Source organism: Parabacteroides sp. merdae-related_45_40 (assembly GCF_001915675.1).
Map to the genome: position 1 here is coordinate 1 of NZ_MNQY01000119.1, position 17,361 is coordinate 17,361.

Genomic DNA, 17,361 nt, shown 5'->3' on the forward strand with positions numbered 1-17,361 from the left:
ATCATCAAGAAACAAGGCGTTGCCTATATTGATGAAGAGGGAGACTTAGTGACTTCTATCGTAAACGGGAAAGACTGTGTTTTTACCTGTTATGATGCGGACGGAACTTGCAAGTGTGCGGTGGAGAAGGCCTATCGCGAAGGTAAGCTCTCTTTCTATAAACCGGTTTCCTGCCACCTTTACCCGATACGTGTGGAAAAGTACGACACGTTCGAAGCGGTTAATTACAATCGCTGGAGTATCTGCAAAGCCGCAGAGATATTGGGTAAGAAAGAAAAACTCCCGGTCTATAAGTTTCTGAAGGAACCGCTGGTCCGCCGTTTCGGAAAGGACTGGTACGAGGCTCTTGAGGAGATTGCCGGAGAGTGGGAGAAACAGAAGAACGAAGAGTGATTTAAGGCTAAACATAAAAGAGCCATGTATGCGGATGATGCATCATCTGGCGTACATGGCTCTTCGTATGTTTTTATATCCCGTTTTAACTATTGCGTATCAAGTCGGCCGATTTGCCTTCCTCGTTCAGATAGGTTTCGATATGACGTTTCTTTTTGTCTTCGAGAATTTCATTGATGGCGATCAGGATGCCGGTCTCTTCCACCTCCCCGAACTCATGATTGATAGCGGTGCCGAATACACGCATCTTAGGGGAGAGGCTCATATAAGCATTGACCAACGGCGGCACATTGATGCCGAACTTGCGGACTTCTTGGTTCAAGACCTTATAATTGTCCTTGAAGTTGTCATACTTGAAAAGCTCCTGCATTTTTTCTGGATCCGTGCCTGTTTCCAATGGGCAGATCGGAGTGATCAGTTTCTCCGGGTCGGGGAAGTGCATGTTCAGAAAATACAGGATCATGTTGCGGGCTTCGGAATTGTAGGTGTTATACATCGTTACCTTCCCGAAGTAATACTGCAAGCTGGGGTCCACCACGGAAAGAGCCCCCAGGCCATCCCAAAGATTGTCCAATACGAACAATCCTTTCGCGCTGCCACTACGGGTCGACTGGTATTCCAGCGTTACGAACGAACGGCCCAGCTCGACCGTGTACGGTAAATATTCTTTATTGAACTTATCGGAGAAATTGAAAAGGTGGGAAGTTGCTAAAACAGGTTTGCCGGCTTTGTCGAATTTTACATCCGAACCGCAGAGGAAGCGGTAGCCGCCTAAAATCTGTTCGTCTTCAGGGCTCCATACGATAAGCTGGCGGTAAGCGTCGTCCATCGTATCGTATTCGTCGATATCGACCGGAAAGCCGGTCCCGCCTCCGTAATATCGGAAAGCGATTTCCCTGAGTCGCCCGATCTCCTGCATCACGTTGGGAGAGTCGTGGGCTGTGATAATGTATATCTCATTGTTGGATTTGTTGGTCCTCCTCAGCTTCTTGTCCCCGGTCAGTTCAGCTTTCAGGAGAGCACGGTCAATCGGTTTGATGATGTCTTGCATATAATAAAATCAATTATTTCTTTAGATTATAGACGATTTCCTTCACCCACTCAGCCCACTCAGCCGGTTTACGGCTACTGTCGAAAGCTTGCCAAGGAATCGGCTTCCCGAAATGGATGCTGTATGTCTTGTGCTTGCTTTTGAACATCTCGTCGGGCAGGTAGATCATTTCGTAATTCATCTTTATGCCCAATGCTTTCCGCATGTTGGCGAGACGGTAGAAAAAATTGGAGTTACGTCCTTCGAAAAACACCGGTACGATGTCCCGCCGGTATTCCACGGCCTTTTGGATAAACGACTTCTTCCATTCGGTGTCCTGTATCTTCCCGTTTTGTTTGCGTGAGCATAAACCGGCGGGAAATGTGATGATCTGGTTGTCCGAAGCGTATGCCTTTTCGATCAGTTCGGCGTTCTTTTTCCCCTGCGCCCCATGTTTGTTGATAGGGACGAAGATCGACCTCAGGTTAGACAGGTAGAGCAGCAGGTCGTTCACCAGGTAGCGGATCTTCCCGTCGAAACGTCCGCCGATAATGGCCGACAGGCAAATCCCGTCCAGTCCGCCCAGCGGATGGTTGGAAGCGAATATGTACCGCCCTTCGGCAGGAATATTCTCTTCGTTTACCAGTTCCAGATTCAAGTCAAAATATCCGATCAACTCCTGCATGAACGCTACCCCGTCTTTATCGTGATACCGACGGAGGATCTCGTTCAGCTCATCCTGATGAACAGTACGGATCAGATAGTCAACCATAAAACCGGGAATCTTACGGGCAACCGAAGGCGCCTTTTGCCGTAATACCTGTTTGATGTCTATCTGTGTAATACCTTCTTGTATCATTTCACGTAACTCTTACGGGAGGCAAAGATAGAGTTAATAATTAAAAGTCAATGCTTTCGGGAAAAGTTTTTAAGTGTCGGCTACAACAATTCATGTTGTACAGCTGTTCTTACTAATTAGTACGGAACGTGCAAGATATGATGATACGTCTGTGAAAGGGATGTAAGGCGTTAGTTTAAAAATAGATAGAAAGAGAATTGCAATCCTTTGGTAATGCATTTTTAACATTTTAGGCATTCTGTTTTTACCTTTTTTGTGTAAATATTAAATTAAAAGGCGCGTTATTTGTGATATTAAAACGAGAGATTTATTGATATGAGGAAGTCTACGATTTGGTTGCTTGCGGTGGTGATGGCTTTTGCTTTTGCCGGTTTGCTTTTTTTGCAAGTAAAATATGTAAGTATCATACTCAAGAAAAGTAGCGAGCAGTTCAATGAAACAGTCAAACGATCGATGCACCAAGTCTCGAAAAATCTGGAGCTTGATGAAACGGCCCGGTATCTGGAAGAAGATCTCAGCCGTGACGAGGCCAACAATTACCTATACCAGAACGAACAGAGCAGTCTTGGCGGTGGGATCATCACTGAGAAAAAATACAAGATGCAGTTCACTAATGCCGATGGAACTGTAGAACATATCGAGTTTCATAGCGATATCCGGACACGCAAGTTTGAACCGCTTTCTTCGCTGGGCAGCAATAAAGTACCTAACAGCATCGTTAGTACGTCAAAAGATTTGCAGCAAACGCTGAAACGTCGTTACCAGTACCAAAGCGGGTTGTTTAACGAAGTGATCTTGAATATCTTGCATACGGCAAACCTGAAGCCGATCGAAGAAAGGATAGATTTTAAAAAGCTGAATAATTACTTAAAATCAGAATTTGTTAACAACGGATTGAACCTGCCGTTCGTCTTTGCTGTTATTAACAAAGACGGAAAGATCGTCTATCAGAACGGGGATATTCCTCCTGTATCAGACGTGATTCAACAGGTGCTGTTCCCCAACGATCCTCCTTCGAAGCAGAATTACCTGAAAGTGTATTTCCCGACGAAGGGTGATTATATTTCAAGTTCTGTAACATTTATCGTACCGTCAATCATCTTCTCGCTGATACTTTTGGTAACGTTTATCTTTACCATTTATATCGTGTTCCGTCAGAAGCGACTTTCGGAAATGAAGAATGATTTTATCAACAATATGACGCACGAACTGAAGACACCGGTTTCGACCATCTCGCTTGCCGCACAGATGCTGAAGGACTCGGACATCACGAAGAGCCCCGATGTGTTCAAGCATATCTCCGGGGTGATCAACGACGAGACGAAACGATTGGGCTTCCTGGTGGAAAAGGTGCTGCAAATGTCGCTGTTCGAACGCCAGAAAGCAGCCCTCAAGCTGAAGGAGGTGGATGCGAACGATTTACTGGCAAGCGTTGCCAATACATTCGCCCTGAAGGTCGAGAAGTATGACGGCACGATCGACATCGACCTGCAGGCGGAAGATTCGGACATCTACGTGGATGAGATGCACATCACGAACGTACTGTTCAACCTGCTGGACAACGCCGTGAAGTATCGCCGCCTCGAAGTGCCGCTGACACTGATGTGCCGCACCTGGAACGAGAACGGCAAGTTGTTGATATCGATCGAGGACAACGGCATCGGGATCAAGAAAGAATACCTCAAGAAAGTATTCGACCGCTTCTTCCGCGTGCCGACAGGAAACGTACACGACGTGAAAGGGTTCGGACTCGGACTTGCTTACGTCCGTAAAATAGTAGAGGACCATAAAGGTACGATACGTGCCGAAGTGGGAACCGGAAATGTAGGAACAAAATTTATTATTACTTTACCTCTTATAAAAAGTTAGTTATGGAAGAAAAACTAAAAATCTTCTTTTGCGAAGACGACGAAAACCTGGGTATGCTATTAAGAGAATACTTGCAGGCAAAAGGTTATGTGACTGACCTCTTCTCCGATGGAGAAGCCGGTTACAAAGGTTTCACCAAAGGCAAATATGACCTTTGCGTACTTGACGTGATGATGCCGAAAAAAGACGGCTTCACGCTGGCTCAGGAAATCCGTTCTATCAACCCTGATATCCCTGTTATCTTCCTTACGGCCAAGACTATGAAGGAAGATATCCTGGAAGGTTTCAAAATCGGTGCGGATGATTATCTGACGAAACCTTTCAGCATGGAAGAGCTCTTGCTCCGTATCGAAGCGATCCTTCGCCGCGTGAAAGGCAAGAAAATGAAAGATATTCCTTTCTACAAGTTAGGAAACTTCTTGTTCGATACCCAGAAACAGACACTGGCTATCGGCGACAAGGTTACGAAGCTGACAACTAAGGAATGCGAACTTCTGAGTCTCCTTTGTGCACATGCAAATGAAATATTGGAACGTAATTATGCACTGAAGACTATCTGGGTAGACGATAACTACTTCAATGCCCGTAGCATGGATGTATATATCACGAAACTTCGCAAGCTGTTGAAGGATGATCCGGGAATCGAAATCATCAACATTCACGGTAAGGGCTACAAGCTGATCACTCCTTCCGGAGAAGAAGCAGCCCGTGAAGAAGGCATTCAGGTTCTTTAATTAGAGCTTAACAGGACGCAAACTACACGGACAAGCGCAGAGTAACGCAGATGTCATTATCTATAAAGGATAAGTCTGCGTTACTTTGCGCTTTTTCACTATATTTGTGTGCAATTAAATAACGATATGATGAACGATAGACCGCTTATTCTGATTACAAACGATGACGGCGTTGAAGCCAAGGGGATAAAAGAGCTCACCGAGTGCCTCCGGGACCTTGGGGACATTGTGGTTTTCGCTCCCGACGGGCCCCGTTCGGGAATGGCAAGCGCGATCACTTCGCTCGTGCCGATCAAGTATACATTGGTGAGGAAAGAAAAAGGACTGACGGTTTATAGCTGTACCGGGACTCCGGTCGATTGTGTGAAACTGGCCATCAACGAGGTGTTGGAGCGCAAGCCTGACCTGTTGGCCTCCGGGATCAATCATGGTGGCAATCATGCCATCTGCATCCAGTATTCCGGTACGATGGGGGCAGCTGCCGAAGGATGCGTGTTCGGTATTCCTTCGATGGGCGTGTCGCTCTTGGATCATCGTGCGGATGCCGACTTTGCCGAGAGCTGCCGTTTAGGGCGCATGCTTGCACGGCGGATCATAAAAGAAGGATTGCCGCATGGCACTTATCTGAACCTGAACGTTCCCAATGTCCCGAACGTAAAAGGGATGAAGGTATGCCGGCAGGCGGACGGGCGCTGGACCAATGAATTCAAACGGTCGGAAAACGCAGCGGGCGAACCTGTCTTCTGGCTTGCCGGTGCATTCGAGAATGCCAAGCCGATCCATGCCGACAACGACACGTTGGCGCTCGACAGCGGCTACGCCTCGCTTGTTCCTTGCAAGATAGATGTGACGGACTATGATTTTTTAGCTGTGCTAAAAAATCAGTTGAAAGTTGAGAGTTGAAAATTGAAAGTTGGAAATAGATAACGTGAAATTATCCCGGTTCCAGTTTACTTTATTCTCTTGATCTTTGCAACTCTCAACTCTCAACTTTCAACTTTCAACTGAAAAAATATGAAATATTTTTTAATAGCGGGCGAAGCCTCCGGTGATCTGCATGCCTCCAACCTGATGGCAGCACTGAAGAAGCAGGATGCCGAAGCGGATTTTCGTTTCCTGGGCGGCGATCTTATGCAGGCAGTCGGAGGGACGCTGGTGAAACATTACAGGGATATGGCTTTCATGGGCTTTATCCCCGTACTGCTCAATCTCCGTACGATCCTGAACAACATGAAAGCCTGCCAGGAGGAAATCCGGCAGTACAGGCCCGATGTGGTGATCCTGATCGATTATCCGGGGTTCAATTTGAAGATAGCCAAATATGTAAAGACGCAGTTGGGACTGCCTGTCTACTATTATATTTCACCTAAGATATGGGCTTGGAAACAGTATCGTATCAAGGATTTCCGTCGCTACGTGGACCGGATGTTCTGCATCCTGCCTTTCGAAGTGGAGTTTTTCCGCAATCTCGACTATCCGGTGGACTATGTGGGCAATCCTTCGGTCGATTCGGTTGCCTGCTATAGGGAGAAACAGGCGGCCGGACCTGATACATTCCGTGAGGACGAACAGTTGGACGAACGCCCCGTATTGGCGCTGTTGGCAGGCAGCCGCCGTCAGGAGATCAAAGACAACCTTCCGACCATGCTGAAGGTGGCAACCGCCTATCCGGGCCACCAGCCTGTGATTGCCGGTGCTCCCGGCTTGGAACCGGAATATTACAGGCAATATATCGGCGACGCGGATGTGAAGATCGTGTTCGGCAAAACCTATCCTCTCCTCAGTCATAGTGATGCGGCGTTGGTCACATCGGGGACGGCTACGCTTGAGACATCGCTTTTCCGTGTGCCGCAAGTCGTCTGTTATTATGTCGCGGCCGGCCGGCTGGCAAGTTTTATTTTCCGCCATTTCTTCCATACGAAATACATTTCGCTGGTCAATCTGATAGCCGGACGCGAAGTGGTGCAGGAGCTGTTCGGTGTCCGATTTTCGTATGACCAGATACATGATGAGTTAGGACGTGTCTTGAACGATCATGCCTACCGTAGACGCATGCTCGACGGCTATGACGAGATGATCCGCCTGCTTGGAAAACCGGGCGCTTCTCGGCGTACAGCGGAGCTTATCTATCAATCACTGAAGCATTAACATTTTTTGTAAACAGTCTTTGCAGCATTTGCAGAGTGTTTATCATCTTCCTTTTTAGAAAGAAAAATAAACAAATTAGATACATGTTATGAAGACGTTGAAAAGTTTTATGCTATTGGTTGGAATCTTGTTAGGTTCTACAGTTTTTTATTCATGTTTGGATGATGACGACGCTTACAGCGAATTTTGGAGAGATAGTGTCCAGGCTATTGTAACGGTAAAACCATTGAGTGATAATTCTTACTATATGCAGCTCGACGACAGTACGACGCTGTTCCCGACAAACTCATATGTGCCTGAGAATTTGAAAGAAATTCGTGCGTTCGTTGTCTATAAGAACGACGAGAAGAAGACTGAAGGCTATGACCAGTCTGTTCAATTGTTAAGAATGGATACCCTTCTGACCAAACCGATCGCTCCTGACCTGGGATCGGAAAATGATTCCTATTACGGAACGGACATGCTGGCCTTGAATGGCGGTAGCATTTGGTCTAAGAACGGAGTGTGGATCGAGGACGGATATATCACGTTCGATTTCTATATTCAAAGAGGTTACAACGACAATGTCAAGCATTTCCTGAACCTGGTACAGACAAACAGTGCCGATCCGTATGAATTGGAGTTCCGTCATAACGCTTATGGCAATATCGACTCGTCCCTCAGACCTTCGGCCGGCTTGGTGTCCTTCAAGCTGGATAAGTTGCCGAGTACGGAAGGCAAGACGGTGAAGTTGAAGATCAAATATAAATCTTTCGCCTCGAACGACTATAATACCGTCGAGTTGGATTACAAATCAAAAGATACGGGAGATACAGAAGAATAATAACCTTCCCACATAACTTTTATTTTTATCATTTAGTTCAGAGAGAGAGGCATCGGGATGATGCCTTTCTTTTTGTGTACCCTATAGCTTTTGATGTAAAAGGTTATAGGCTTTTTCTTGGAAAGCTATAGATTTTTTTCAGGGATGTGCTATCTTTTTTGCTTTTTCTTGCCGGAAAGATGCAACGTTTCTCCGGGTGCCTTCGTTTATATATATGAAAATGGAAGAAACAAATGTACATCTGATCGAGGAGTGCCGGCGTGGTAACCGGACTGCACAGCTCGCCCTTTACAAGCAATTTGCACAGCGGCTGTATGTCGCCTGTCTGCGTATTGTCGGTAACGTGTCGGAGGCGGAGGAGGCGATGCAGGATTCTTTCCTGAAAATATTCACCCGCCTGGACCAGTATCGGGATGGACAATGTTTCGAAGCATGGATGCACCGTATAGCTGTTCATACAGCCATTGATTACGTGCGCCGACAGACGCCTGACTGGGAAGAACTCTCGGATGACTACACCGAACCCGACGACGACGGGCCGGATGAGGAAGAAATCCGTTATTCGGTTGCCCAAGTGAAGGAAGCCTGCAAGAAACTGCCGGTCGGCTATCGCGTGATCCTCTCGCTCTACCTCTTTGAGGGATATGATATGGAAGAGATTGCCTCTATCCTGAAGATCCGGCCGTCGAGCGTACGCAGCCAGTATCTCCGGGCAAAGCGTAAATTGTTGGACATAATAGCAGCAAATAAAGAAAATGGATAAACTGAAGAATTTCATAGACACGAACCGGGAAGCATTTGAAGACGACCTGTTACCTGAAGGCCACTTCGAACGCTTCGAGCAGAAGCTGGCTGTTCCGCGCAAAAGCCGGGCTACGTTATATAGCCTTTGCGCTTTTGCCGCGGCAGCTTGCATCGCCCTGCTGTTCCTCTTCAAACTGCCGGGTGGCACGCCTTTGCCTACTCAGCCAAGGCAGGTGGTCACAGGCCAGCATGCCTGCGAGGTGAAAGAGGAGATAGAGGAACTTCGTCTCTACTACAATATGCAGATGAGTGATATCATCTCACAGATGCAGGCGATGTACAAACTGCAACAGACTCCCGGAGCGGAGGAACTCTTGAAAGAGACAAAACGTGTCCTGACAGACAATTATATGTTCGAAGAAACGGTCCTTCCGACTCTGCCTTGCTCCAATGCCGGCCTTTATGCCATGAACCTGCATTACAGCACCAGCTTGGAAAGTCTGAACATCATGTTGAAACAGATGGAGAGTATGGAAGATTTCAACAGGAATAGTAAACAATAAACACGTTAATCAACACATAAAACAATTTATCAACACATGAAAACAGCTTATCAACACACCAAGAAGGGACAATCCTGCTTTTTACGGGCCGGTCTGTTGATGCTCCTGGTTTTGTTTTGCAGCGTATCCGGTTGGGCTGCCAAACAGGAAAGCATCAAGAAAAAGGAAATCAACAAAAGCTTCAATGTCGGTAAAAACGACATCTTGCAAGTTGACAACCGTTACGGAAACATTACGGTTACGCATTGGAGCAAGAGCGAAGTCTCCATCCGTGTCGTGATCGAGGCGAAAGCCCGTAATGACGAAAAGGCGCAGGCTATCATCGACCGTGTCAACATACGGATGGAAAAGATGGGCAATACGGTTTCGGCCGTTACAAGCCTGAGGTCGCAAAACGGGAATGGAGGCTCTAACGAATCCTTCACCATCAACTACTATGTCAATATGCCGTCTGAACTGACGTGCGACCTGACACAGAAGTACGGCAATATCATCATGCCGGAAAACAATAAGGGAAAATGCGATCTGCATGTCAAATACGGCAATCTCAATGGCGGTAATTTCACGGGACCTCTCAGCATCGACGTGCAATATGGCAATATGGATATCTCCGATGTCGACAACGCCACTTTGGACCTGGCCTATTGCGGCAAATCCTCTATCCGCAACGGCTCGCAACTGAATATCGACAGCAAGTACTCCAACCTCAGTCTCGGAAATGTCCGGAAGATGAACACTGAAGCCAAATACGGCGACATCCATATTGACAGGCTGGACAACGGCTATATGGAACTGAAGTACGGAAATTGCAAGATCGACGAGCTGAAACAGGGCATCACCGTCGACGAACTGAGCTACAGCACGCTTACCATCAAGGATCTTGCCAGCAACTTCGACAAGGTCAATGTGGATGCCCGCTACGGTAATCTGAACATTTATATCGATGTGAACGCCTCCTTCCGTGTTGTTGCCAACAATATGAAATACGGCAATTGCAAGGTTCAAGGCGGATTCAATATCCAACGTCGTAACCAGGACGAAAACTCGGTCGGTTTCGATAGCCGCGATGACCAAAGGAACAAAAACAACTACACCCTCGATGTCAACAACGGTAAAAACGGCCGTATCAATTTCGAAGGAAACAGTTATAGCAACATAAAGGTGATGGCAAAATAATCCCTGCCGCCCTGTATCGGACAAATGAAAGAAGCCCCGGTATCGCTTGGATACCGGGGCTTTCTTATTTTGATAAAAGGAACGACTGCTTAGTCAAGTTCTTTGATAGTGATGTTACGATACCAAACGTCGTCTCCGTGGTCCTGGAAACCGATGAAACCTTCTTTGTTTTCACCACCGCAGTTCAGCAACAGTTCGTAAGCCAACGGCCATTTGTCTTTGCTGAATTTGCTGTTATCCAACATTTCCTTCCACTGCTGTGTCCACAAATGATATTCAACAACCGGTTCATCGTTCTGATAGTGAACTACCGTACCTTTGTAGCACATGATCTTGCCTTTGTTCCATTCGCCGAACGGTTTAGAGTTCTGAGGCTTAGCCGGGATCATGTCATACAGGGAAGCAGACTGGCGGTTGCCGTCTTTACCCAACTTGGCGTCCGGATGGTTTGCATTGTCGAGTACCTGATATTCAGGAGCAGAGATATAAGAAGGCTGTCCTTCGACTTCCTGGATCATATACAGTACGCCGGAGTTTGAACCTTTACCTACTTTCCATTCGAATTCAAATTCATAGTTTTTGAATTTGTGAGCGAAAACCAAGTCGCCACCATCTTTAGCACCAGCTTCACCTGCACCGGATCCTTTGATATGGATCGTACCGTCTACCACTTCCCAGGCAGCAGGCACATCCGTACGGCCGTAGCCTCTCCATCCATTGAAAGATTTACCGTCGAACAAAGTGACTTTGCCATCGGCATCTTTCGGGAAAGTAGACAGGTCGACAGTAGGCAGATCGTTCATGAGTTTGTATTCAGGAACGGCAGCTTCTGTCTTTGCCTCTTCTGCAGGAGCAGCAGCTTCTTCTGTTTTTTTACCACCGCTACAAGATGTGAAATAACACATCATAATTGCGGCACTTGCTAATAATACTGACTTTTTCATTCTATTTATTTGTTTAAAACTAATTATCTCGGCATATCAGGCAACTTCCAGCCCTGACGATAGTTATGCTTGATCATTTCGGCAGCATACTGTTTTGCATTGACAGGATCTGTCCAGTCTTTTGCAAATGACGGGTGTCCGTCCTTGATTGTGAAACCATCCTTGATACAAGTCTTGATCATTTCGTTATCGCCGATGTTGGTGAACTGCATGTTGTTGCCGTCCCATTTCAATGTACGGTGCAAACCTTGCAGGCGGACTGCCAATACCCCCATCACGATCATTTCGTTGAACGGACCAGCTTCCAAGAAGTTTGATTTTGTCTGTACGCGGTTAGATGCACTTTCTTTACAAGCACGAACCCAGTCCATTTCATGGTTCTTGACGCGACGGCATACTTTTGGTGCGTTAGGAACACGACCGGACAGCAAGAACGGTTGTTGGCCGTAGCAACCGCAAACCAACGTATCTTTTGTTCCGTGGAAGATTGTCAAACCACCACCAGGACCCATCAGTTCTTTACCCTCAGGGAAGCCTTCCGGGCGGTTCGGCATCATACCGCCGTCATACCAGTGCACTTCTACTTCCGGCATAGCCAGTTTTGGCATGTTTTCACGAGCCGGGAAAATGAATTTAACGTGCTGTGCGTTAGGCGCGCAATCACGGAGCAATAGGGTAGAGGAGGCTTCAACGCTTGTAGGATAGCCTAATTTCAATGCTTTAAATGCAGTGTGCATAATGTGGCAGGCCATATCGCCTAAGGCTCCTGTACCGTATGTCCACCATCCGCGCCAGTTCCAAGGGTGGTAGATTTTGTTGAACGGTTTCAATTCTGCCGGACCGGTAAACAAATCCCAGTTCAGGGTAGAAGGAATCTTGTCTGCTTTTTCCGGAGTATTCAAACCCTGCGGCCAGATAGGACGGTCTGTAGCACATTCTACTTTTGTGATGTCACCGATTTCACCGTTCCAGATCCATTCGCAAACCAAGTCGGTTCCTTCAGCAGAAGAACCTTGGTTACCCATCTGGGTTGCTACATTAGTAGAAGCTGCCAGCTTGGTCAGCAAACGAGATTCGTATACTGAATGGGTCAACGGTTTTTGACAGTATACGTGTTTGCCTAATGTCATGGCATCAGCCGTGATCATGGCATGAGTATGATCGGCAGTTGCGATGATGACAGCATCGATGGATTTACCCATTTCGTCATACATCTTACGATAATCCCAATATTTTTTTGCATTCGGATGTTCTTCAAAAGTGCCTTTTGCATACTTCCAGTCAACATCGCAGAGTGCTACGATATTTTCTGTGTTCTTTACATTATTAATGTTGGCATGTCCCATACCGCCGATACCGACAGCGGCAATGTTCAACTTATCAGTCGGAGCTACATATCCGTGAGATTTTCCCAGGATGGAACCCGGAACGATTGAGAAAGCTGCAGCAGCTGCGGCTCCTCTTTGAAGAAATGATCTTCTTGAAATGTTCGACATAGTAATAATTTTTTATAGATTAGCACTTAATTATAATATTCGATGTGATTTCTTGTCTTATAAAAACACAAACTGGCACAAATATAGCCAATGCAGAAGTAACGGCAAGTCTTCCTTTCGGCTTTCTTCTTTAAAATAGTTTTTTTTAACAGAGGTTATAGATAAAGTCTATTTTTCCATAAATAATATCTATGCTTTTAGGGGAAAACATTTTGACGCTTTCCCTATATTTGTATAGAAAGAAAACTTATTCATCCAATCTCTTGTTATTAAAGTACGATACCGATATGAAAAGGGAGCCTGTATACATACGAATATATCATTTTTATCTGGAAGGATTTCGCGAAATGAAGCTGGGTAAGACGTTGTGGCTAATCATATTGGTCAAGCTCTTCATCATGTTTTTTATCTTAAAACTGTTTTTCTTTCCTAATTATTTAGGAAAGTTGGATGGAGATTCGGCTAAGGAAGAACACGTTTCGGGTGAATTGATCAATAGAGCAATTACTCCTTAAATTATATAATTTATGATCGCAAGCATTGACACATCTTTGATTGACTGGTCAAGAGCGCAATTCGCTCTCACTGCCATGTATCATTGGCTGTTCGTGCCCCTGACACTGGGGCTCGGCGTTATACAGGCCATCATGGAGACCATCTATTACAAAACAGGTAACGAGTTCTGGAAAAAGACAGCGCAGTTCTGGATGAAACTGTTTGGTATTAACTTCGCTATCGGTGTTGCCACCGGGCTGATCCTCGAATTCGAATTCGGAACGAACTGGTCTAACTACAGTTGGTTTGTAGGAGACATCTTCGGAGCTCCCCTTGCTATCGAAGGAATTCTGGCGTTCTTTATGGAAGCGACTTTTATAGCCGTGATGTTTTTCGGTTGGGACAAGGTGAGCAAACGCTTCCACTTGGCTTCCACCTGGCTGACGATCATAGGAGCAACTCTTTCCGCCCTTTGGATCCTGATCGCCAATGCGTGGATGCAATATCCGGTAGGTATGCATTTTAATCCGGACACTGTGCGCAACGAGATGTTCGATTTCTGGGCGGTGGCCTTATCTCCTGTCGCCATCAACAAATTCTTCCATACCGTACTTTCCGGATGGATCGTGGGAGCCGTCTTCGTGATGGGTGTCAGCAGTTGGTATCTGTTGAAAAAGCGGGAGACGGAGTTCTCGCTCGAAAGCATCAAGGTCGGTGCGATTTTCGGACTGGTCGCTTCCATACTTATTGTATGGACGGGTGATGGTTCGGCTTACCAGGTCGCCCAGAAACAGCCGATGAAGTTGGCTGCGATGGAGGGCTTGTACGAAGGGGGCAACGGAACAGGTCTGGTTGCCATCGGCCTGCTGAATCCCGACAAGACGAGTTATAAAGATAATGTAAATCCTTTCATCTTCGATATCAAGATTCCGAAACTGCTCTCCTTCCTTGCCGAACGCGATGTAGATGCATACGTTCCCGGCATCGTCAACCTGATAGAAGGCGGTTATACGACCAATAAAGGAACGGTTGCCCTTTCTGCTGCCGAGAAGATCGAGAAGGGGAGGATTGCCATCCAAGCTCTTGCTGATTATCGCAAGGCGGTAAAGGACAAAGACCAGGTGGCTGCGGAGCAAGCCCGTAGCCTGTTGGACGAGAACTTCGCTTATTTCGGATACGGGTACATTAAAGATCCTGCCGACCTGGTTCCTCATGTCGGCCTCACTTTCTATTCATTCCGCGTCATGGTGCTCCTGGGCGGATATTTTATTCTGCTATTCATCGTTGCTTTGATCTGGAGCAAAAAGAACAAGTTTGCCGATGCCCGCTGGTTGCAATGGGCGAGCCTGTGGACGATTCCTCTGGCCTACATCGCCGGGCAGGCGGGGTGGATCGTGGCCGAAGTGGGACGTCAGCCGTGGGCTATCCAGGACATCCTGCCGACAGGCGCATCCGTGTCCAAGCTGGCCACTTCATCGGTACAGACGACCTTCTTCGTCTTCCTGTTTCTCTTTACCGTCCTGCTTATCGCGGAGATCGGTATTATGGTGAAGGCGATCAAGAAAGGACCTTCGGTGAATTAAGAATTATGAATTAAGAATTAAGAAATGAGTGTTATGGATAGTACATATATATTGTTACAGCATTACTGGTGGTTCCTTGTTTCCCTCTTAGGAGCGCTATTGGTTTTCCTGCTTTTCGTACAAGGCGGACAGTCCTTGCTTTTCACGATCGGCAAAACAGAATTGCAACAAAAGATGTTGCTGAACTCGACCGGACGCAAATGGGAGTTTACGTTTACGACCCTGGTCACTTTCGGAGGTGCGTTCTTCGCCTCTTTCCCGTTATTCTATTCGACCAGTTTCGGCGGAGCCTACTGGGTGTGGATGCTGATACTGGCTTGCTTCGTTCTGCAGGCCGTATCGTATGAATACCAGTCGAAGAAGGGGAATCTCCTGGGCAAAAAGACGTATCAGGTATTCCTGCTGTTGAACGGCATCTTGGGCCCGATCCTGTTGGGTACGGCTGTCGGTACGTTTTTTAGCGGAGCCGAGTTTGTCGTCAACAAAGGACAGCTGACCGATGTCGCGATGCCGGTGATCTCCACCTGGGCGACCCCCTGGCACGGACTTGAGGCTGCTTTCGTGTTCTGGAACGTATGTCTCGGACTGGCGGTGTTCTTCCTGGCACGCATCCAGGCATTGCTTTATTTCATCAACAATATCGACGATGCCGAGATTGTGAAACGCAGCCGCAAGCATTTGCTGATCGAGACGGTGCTGTTCCTTGTCTTCTTCCTTGTCTTCCTGGTGCATCTGTTGCTTGCCGACGGGTTTGCTGTCGATCCGGAGACAAAAGAGGTGTATATGCAGCCCTATAAATACTTTATGAACCTGGTCGAGATGCCTGCCGTATCGGTCGTGCTGTTGGCGGGCGTGGCCGGTGTCTTGTATGGCATTGCCCGTACGATCTTGTCAGGGACATGGAAAAAGGGCATCTGGTTCTGCGGGACAGGCACGGTACTCACGGTGCTGGCGCTGCTGCTTTGCGCCGGTTGGAACAATACGGCTTATTATCCTTCGGTAGCCGACCTGCAAAGTTCGCTGACGATCGCCAACAGTTGCTCCAGTCCGTTCACATTGGAAGTGATGAGTTATGTCTCCATCCTCGTGCCTTTCGTCTTAGGCTATATTTTCTATGCCTGGCGTGCGTTGGATCTGCGGAAGATCAGCGGGGAGGAAATGCAGGAGAAAGACACGCATGCCTATTGATGCGATGCTACAGGCTGGTCCCATAAAACAAAGGAAACGGCGAAGCTCACGCTTGGCCGTTTCTACATTTAACCGTTTTAAACAAAAAGAAAAAGTTAGTTAAGGCTTAGATGAAAATATCTTAAGTCTTTTCTACTGACTCTAAATAGCTTCCATAAGGACAGCAAACAAATATATGGAATACCTGTGACCCTCGGAACAATCTCCCCGCTTTTTTTGTTATTTTTCACAGTACGCCAATGCTTTTGTATTATCTTTACACCCGAATTATCCGAAGGACCTTATGGCAGAATTTAACATAAACATATTGGGATGCGGTTCGGCGTTACCTACCACGCGGCATCTGGCAACATCACAGATCGTAGATTTACGAGACAAATTGTATATGATTGATTGTGGGGAAGGTACCCAAGTGCAGATGCGGCGGATGCGCGTCCGTTTCGGCCGTCTCGCCCATATCTTCATCTCGCATTTGCATGGCGACCACTGCTTCGGTCTGCCGGGACTGATCTCCACACTCGGCATGCTGGGACGCACCGGCGAGCTGGTCGTGCACGGTCCGAAGGAGGTCGAGACTTACCTGCGTCCCGTGATGGATTTGTTCTGCCGGGGCATGGAGTTCGAAGTGCGTTTCAATCCTGTCGATACCCGCAGCCATTCGTTGGTGATGGAAGACCGTTCGCTGTCGGTCTACTCCATCCCGCTGAAGCACCGGATTCCCACCTGCGGCTATCTCTTTGCCGAGAAACCGAAGGAGGCGCATATCATCCGCGAGATGACGGATTTCTATCAGGTTCCCGTCCGTTGCATGAAAGATATCAAGCAGGGGCAGGACTATGTCACGCCCGAAGGCGAGGTCGTTCCCAATTCCCGCCTGACGCGTCCGGCTACTCCTCCCAAGCGTTATGCGTTCTGTTCCGATACGGCCTATAACCGCTCGATCATCCCGATTATCGAAGGGGCGGACCTGCTCTATCATGAAGCGACTTTTGCCGAATGCGATCTCGCCCGTGCCAAAGAAACCTTCCATTCCACCGCACGTCAGGCAGCGGAGATCGCCCGTGATGCCCATGTGAAACGCCTCGTCATCGGTCACTATTCCGCCCGCTACGAAGACCTGTCCGAACTTCACCGGGAAGCCGAAGCGGTATTCCCCGGCACGATATTGGGAAATGAAGGAACGGTGATACCGGTTTAATCGAAAAAGAGGTGCCGCAGGAAGGTGTGTCGAAACATGGAATGGCCATCGATCATTAATAATACAGAACTTTGTGTATTATCCCAAAAAATATTCCTACATTTGTACGATCTTAGGG

17 protein-coding genes are annotated in these 17,361 nt (G+C 47.3%); 13 read left to right on the forward strand and 4 right to left on the reverse strand.

The features are described 5' to 3' along the window. Positions 1-393 (forward strand): DUF3109 family protein (locus tag BHV83_RS15780; RefSeq protein WP_286757737.1); only part of this gene is annotated, 393 nt, incomplete at its 5' end. 85 nt (positions 394-478) lie between these two features. Here the strand turns inward: BHV83_RS15780 and glsB are convergent. Continuing rightward, positions 479-1,444, reverse strand: a complete 966-nt coding sequence (gene glsB, locus BHV83_RS15785) for a glycine N(alpha)-acyltransferase GlsB (RefSeq protein WP_005634273.1) — start codon at positions 1,442-1,444, stop codon at positions 479-481. Positions 1,445-1,457: 13 nt separating this feature from the next. Beyond that, positions 1,458-2,282 carry a lyso-glycine lipid O-acyltransferase GlsA gene (glsA, locus tag BHV83_RS15790; RefSeq protein WP_286757738.1) on the reverse strand — a complete coding sequence of 275 codons (825 nt, stop codon included), beginning with the start codon at positions 2,280-2,282 and terminating at the stop codon, positions 1,458-1,460. 315 nt (positions 2,283-2,597) lie between these two features. Between glsA and BHV83_RS15795 the strand changes: the two genes are divergently transcribed. The 8 genes from BHV83_RS15795 (at position 2,598) to BHV83_RS15830 (ending at position 10,339) form a co-directional block, all read left to right on the forward strand. Beyond that, the gene (locus tag BHV83_RS15795) at positions 2,598-4,151 is read left to right on the forward strand and encodes a sensor histidine kinase (protein ID WP_005634269.1); all 1,554 of its coding nucleotides are present in this window, start codon (positions 2,598-2,600) and stop codon (positions 4,149-4,151) included. Between the two features lie 2 nt (positions 4,152-4,153). Next, positions 4,154-4,885 carry a response regulator transcription factor RprY gene (gene rprY / locus BHV83_RS15800; RefSeq protein WP_005634267.1) on the forward strand — a complete coding sequence of 244 codons (732 nt, stop codon included), beginning with the start codon at positions 4,154-4,156 and terminating at the stop codon, positions 4,883-4,885. Between the two features lie 126 nt (positions 4,886-5,011). Then, positions 5,012-5,788 (forward strand): 5'/3'-nucleotidase SurE, encoded by a 777-nt coding sequence (surE, locus tag BHV83_RS15805; RefSeq protein WP_005634265.1) that lies wholly within the window; start codon positions 5,012-5,014, stop codon positions 5,786-5,788. A 111-nt stretch (positions 5,789-5,899) separates the two neighbouring features. Beyond that, a complete protein-coding gene (gene lpxB / locus BHV83_RS15810) occupies positions 5,900-7,033 on the forward strand; it encodes a lipid-A-disaccharide synthase (RefSeq protein WP_005634263.1) in 1,134 nt (377 codons plus the stop codon). A gap of 88 nt (positions 7,034-7,121) precedes the next feature. Next, positions 7,122-7,856, forward strand: a complete 735-nt coding sequence (locus BHV83_RS15815) for a NigD1/NigD2 family lipoprotein (protein ID WP_022322925.1) — start codon at positions 7,122-7,124, stop codon at positions 7,854-7,856. A 214-nt stretch (positions 7,857-8,070) separates the two neighbouring features. Continuing rightward, a complete protein-coding gene (locus BHV83_RS15820) occupies positions 8,071-8,619 on the forward strand; it encodes an RNA polymerase sigma factor (RefSeq protein WP_022322924.1) in 549 nt (182 codons plus the stop codon). Beyond that, positions 8,612-9,163: a hypothetical protein gene (locus BHV83_RS15825; protein ID WP_005644548.1), complete on the forward strand. Its 552-nt coding sequence runs from the start codon at positions 8,612-8,614 to the stop codon at positions 9,161-9,163. Before BHV83_RS15820 ends, BHV83_RS15825 begins: the two co-directional genes overlap by 8 nt. A 36-nt stretch (positions 9,164-9,199) precedes the next feature. Continuing rightward, positions 9,200-10,339: a hypothetical protein gene (locus BHV83_RS15830; RefSeq protein ID WP_022322923.1), complete on the forward strand. Its 1,140-nt coding sequence runs from the start codon at positions 9,200-9,202 to the stop codon at positions 10,337-10,339. Positions 10,340-10,428: 89 nt separating this feature from the next. Here BHV83_RS15830 and BHV83_RS15835 read toward each other — a convergent pair whose 3' ends face one another. Together BHV83_RS15835 and BHV83_RS15840 are read right to left on the reverse strand one after the other, a co-directional pair. After that, positions 10,429-11,283 carry a 3-keto-disaccharide hydrolase gene (locus BHV83_RS15835; protein WP_005634251.1) on the reverse strand — a complete coding sequence of 285 codons (855 nt, stop codon included), beginning with the start codon at positions 11,281-11,283 and terminating at the stop codon, positions 10,429-10,431. Positions 11,284-11,306: 23 nt separating this feature from the next. Then, complete coding sequence (locus BHV83_RS15840) at positions 11,307-12,779, reverse strand: glycoside 3-dehydrogenase (protein ID WP_005634249.1); 1,473 nt, start codon at positions 12,777-12,779, stop codon at positions 11,307-11,309. Positions 12,780-13,066: 287 nt separating this feature from the next. On the opposite strand from BHV83_RS15840, the gene BHV83_RS15845 reads away from it, so the two are divergent. From BHV83_RS15845 to BHV83_RS15860, 4 genes are all read left to right on the forward strand, one after another. Continuing rightward, positions 13,067-13,294, forward strand: coding sequence for a DUF4492 domain-containing protein (locus tag BHV83_RS15845; protein ID WP_036723905.1), 228 nt, complete (start codon positions 13,067-13,069; stop codon positions 13,292-13,294). A 12-nt stretch (positions 13,295-13,306) separates the two neighbouring features. Further along, complete coding sequence (locus tag BHV83_RS15850) at positions 13,307-14,857, forward strand: cytochrome ubiquinol oxidase subunit I (protein ID WP_122131632.1); 1,551 nt, start codon at positions 13,307-13,309, stop codon at positions 14,855-14,857. A gap of 33 nt (positions 14,858-14,890) precedes the next feature. Next, positions 14,891-16,045, forward strand: a complete 1,155-nt coding sequence (locus BHV83_RS15855) for a cytochrome d ubiquinol oxidase subunit II (protein ID WP_122342571.1) — start codon at positions 14,891-14,893, stop codon at positions 16,043-16,045. A gap of 283 nt (positions 16,046-16,328) precedes the next feature. Continuing rightward, positions 16,329-17,243, forward strand: coding sequence for a ribonuclease Z (locus BHV83_RS15860; RefSeq protein WP_039849703.1), 915 nt, complete (start codon positions 16,329-16,331; stop codon positions 17,241-17,243). Positions 17,244-17,361: the final 118 nt, after the last annotated feature.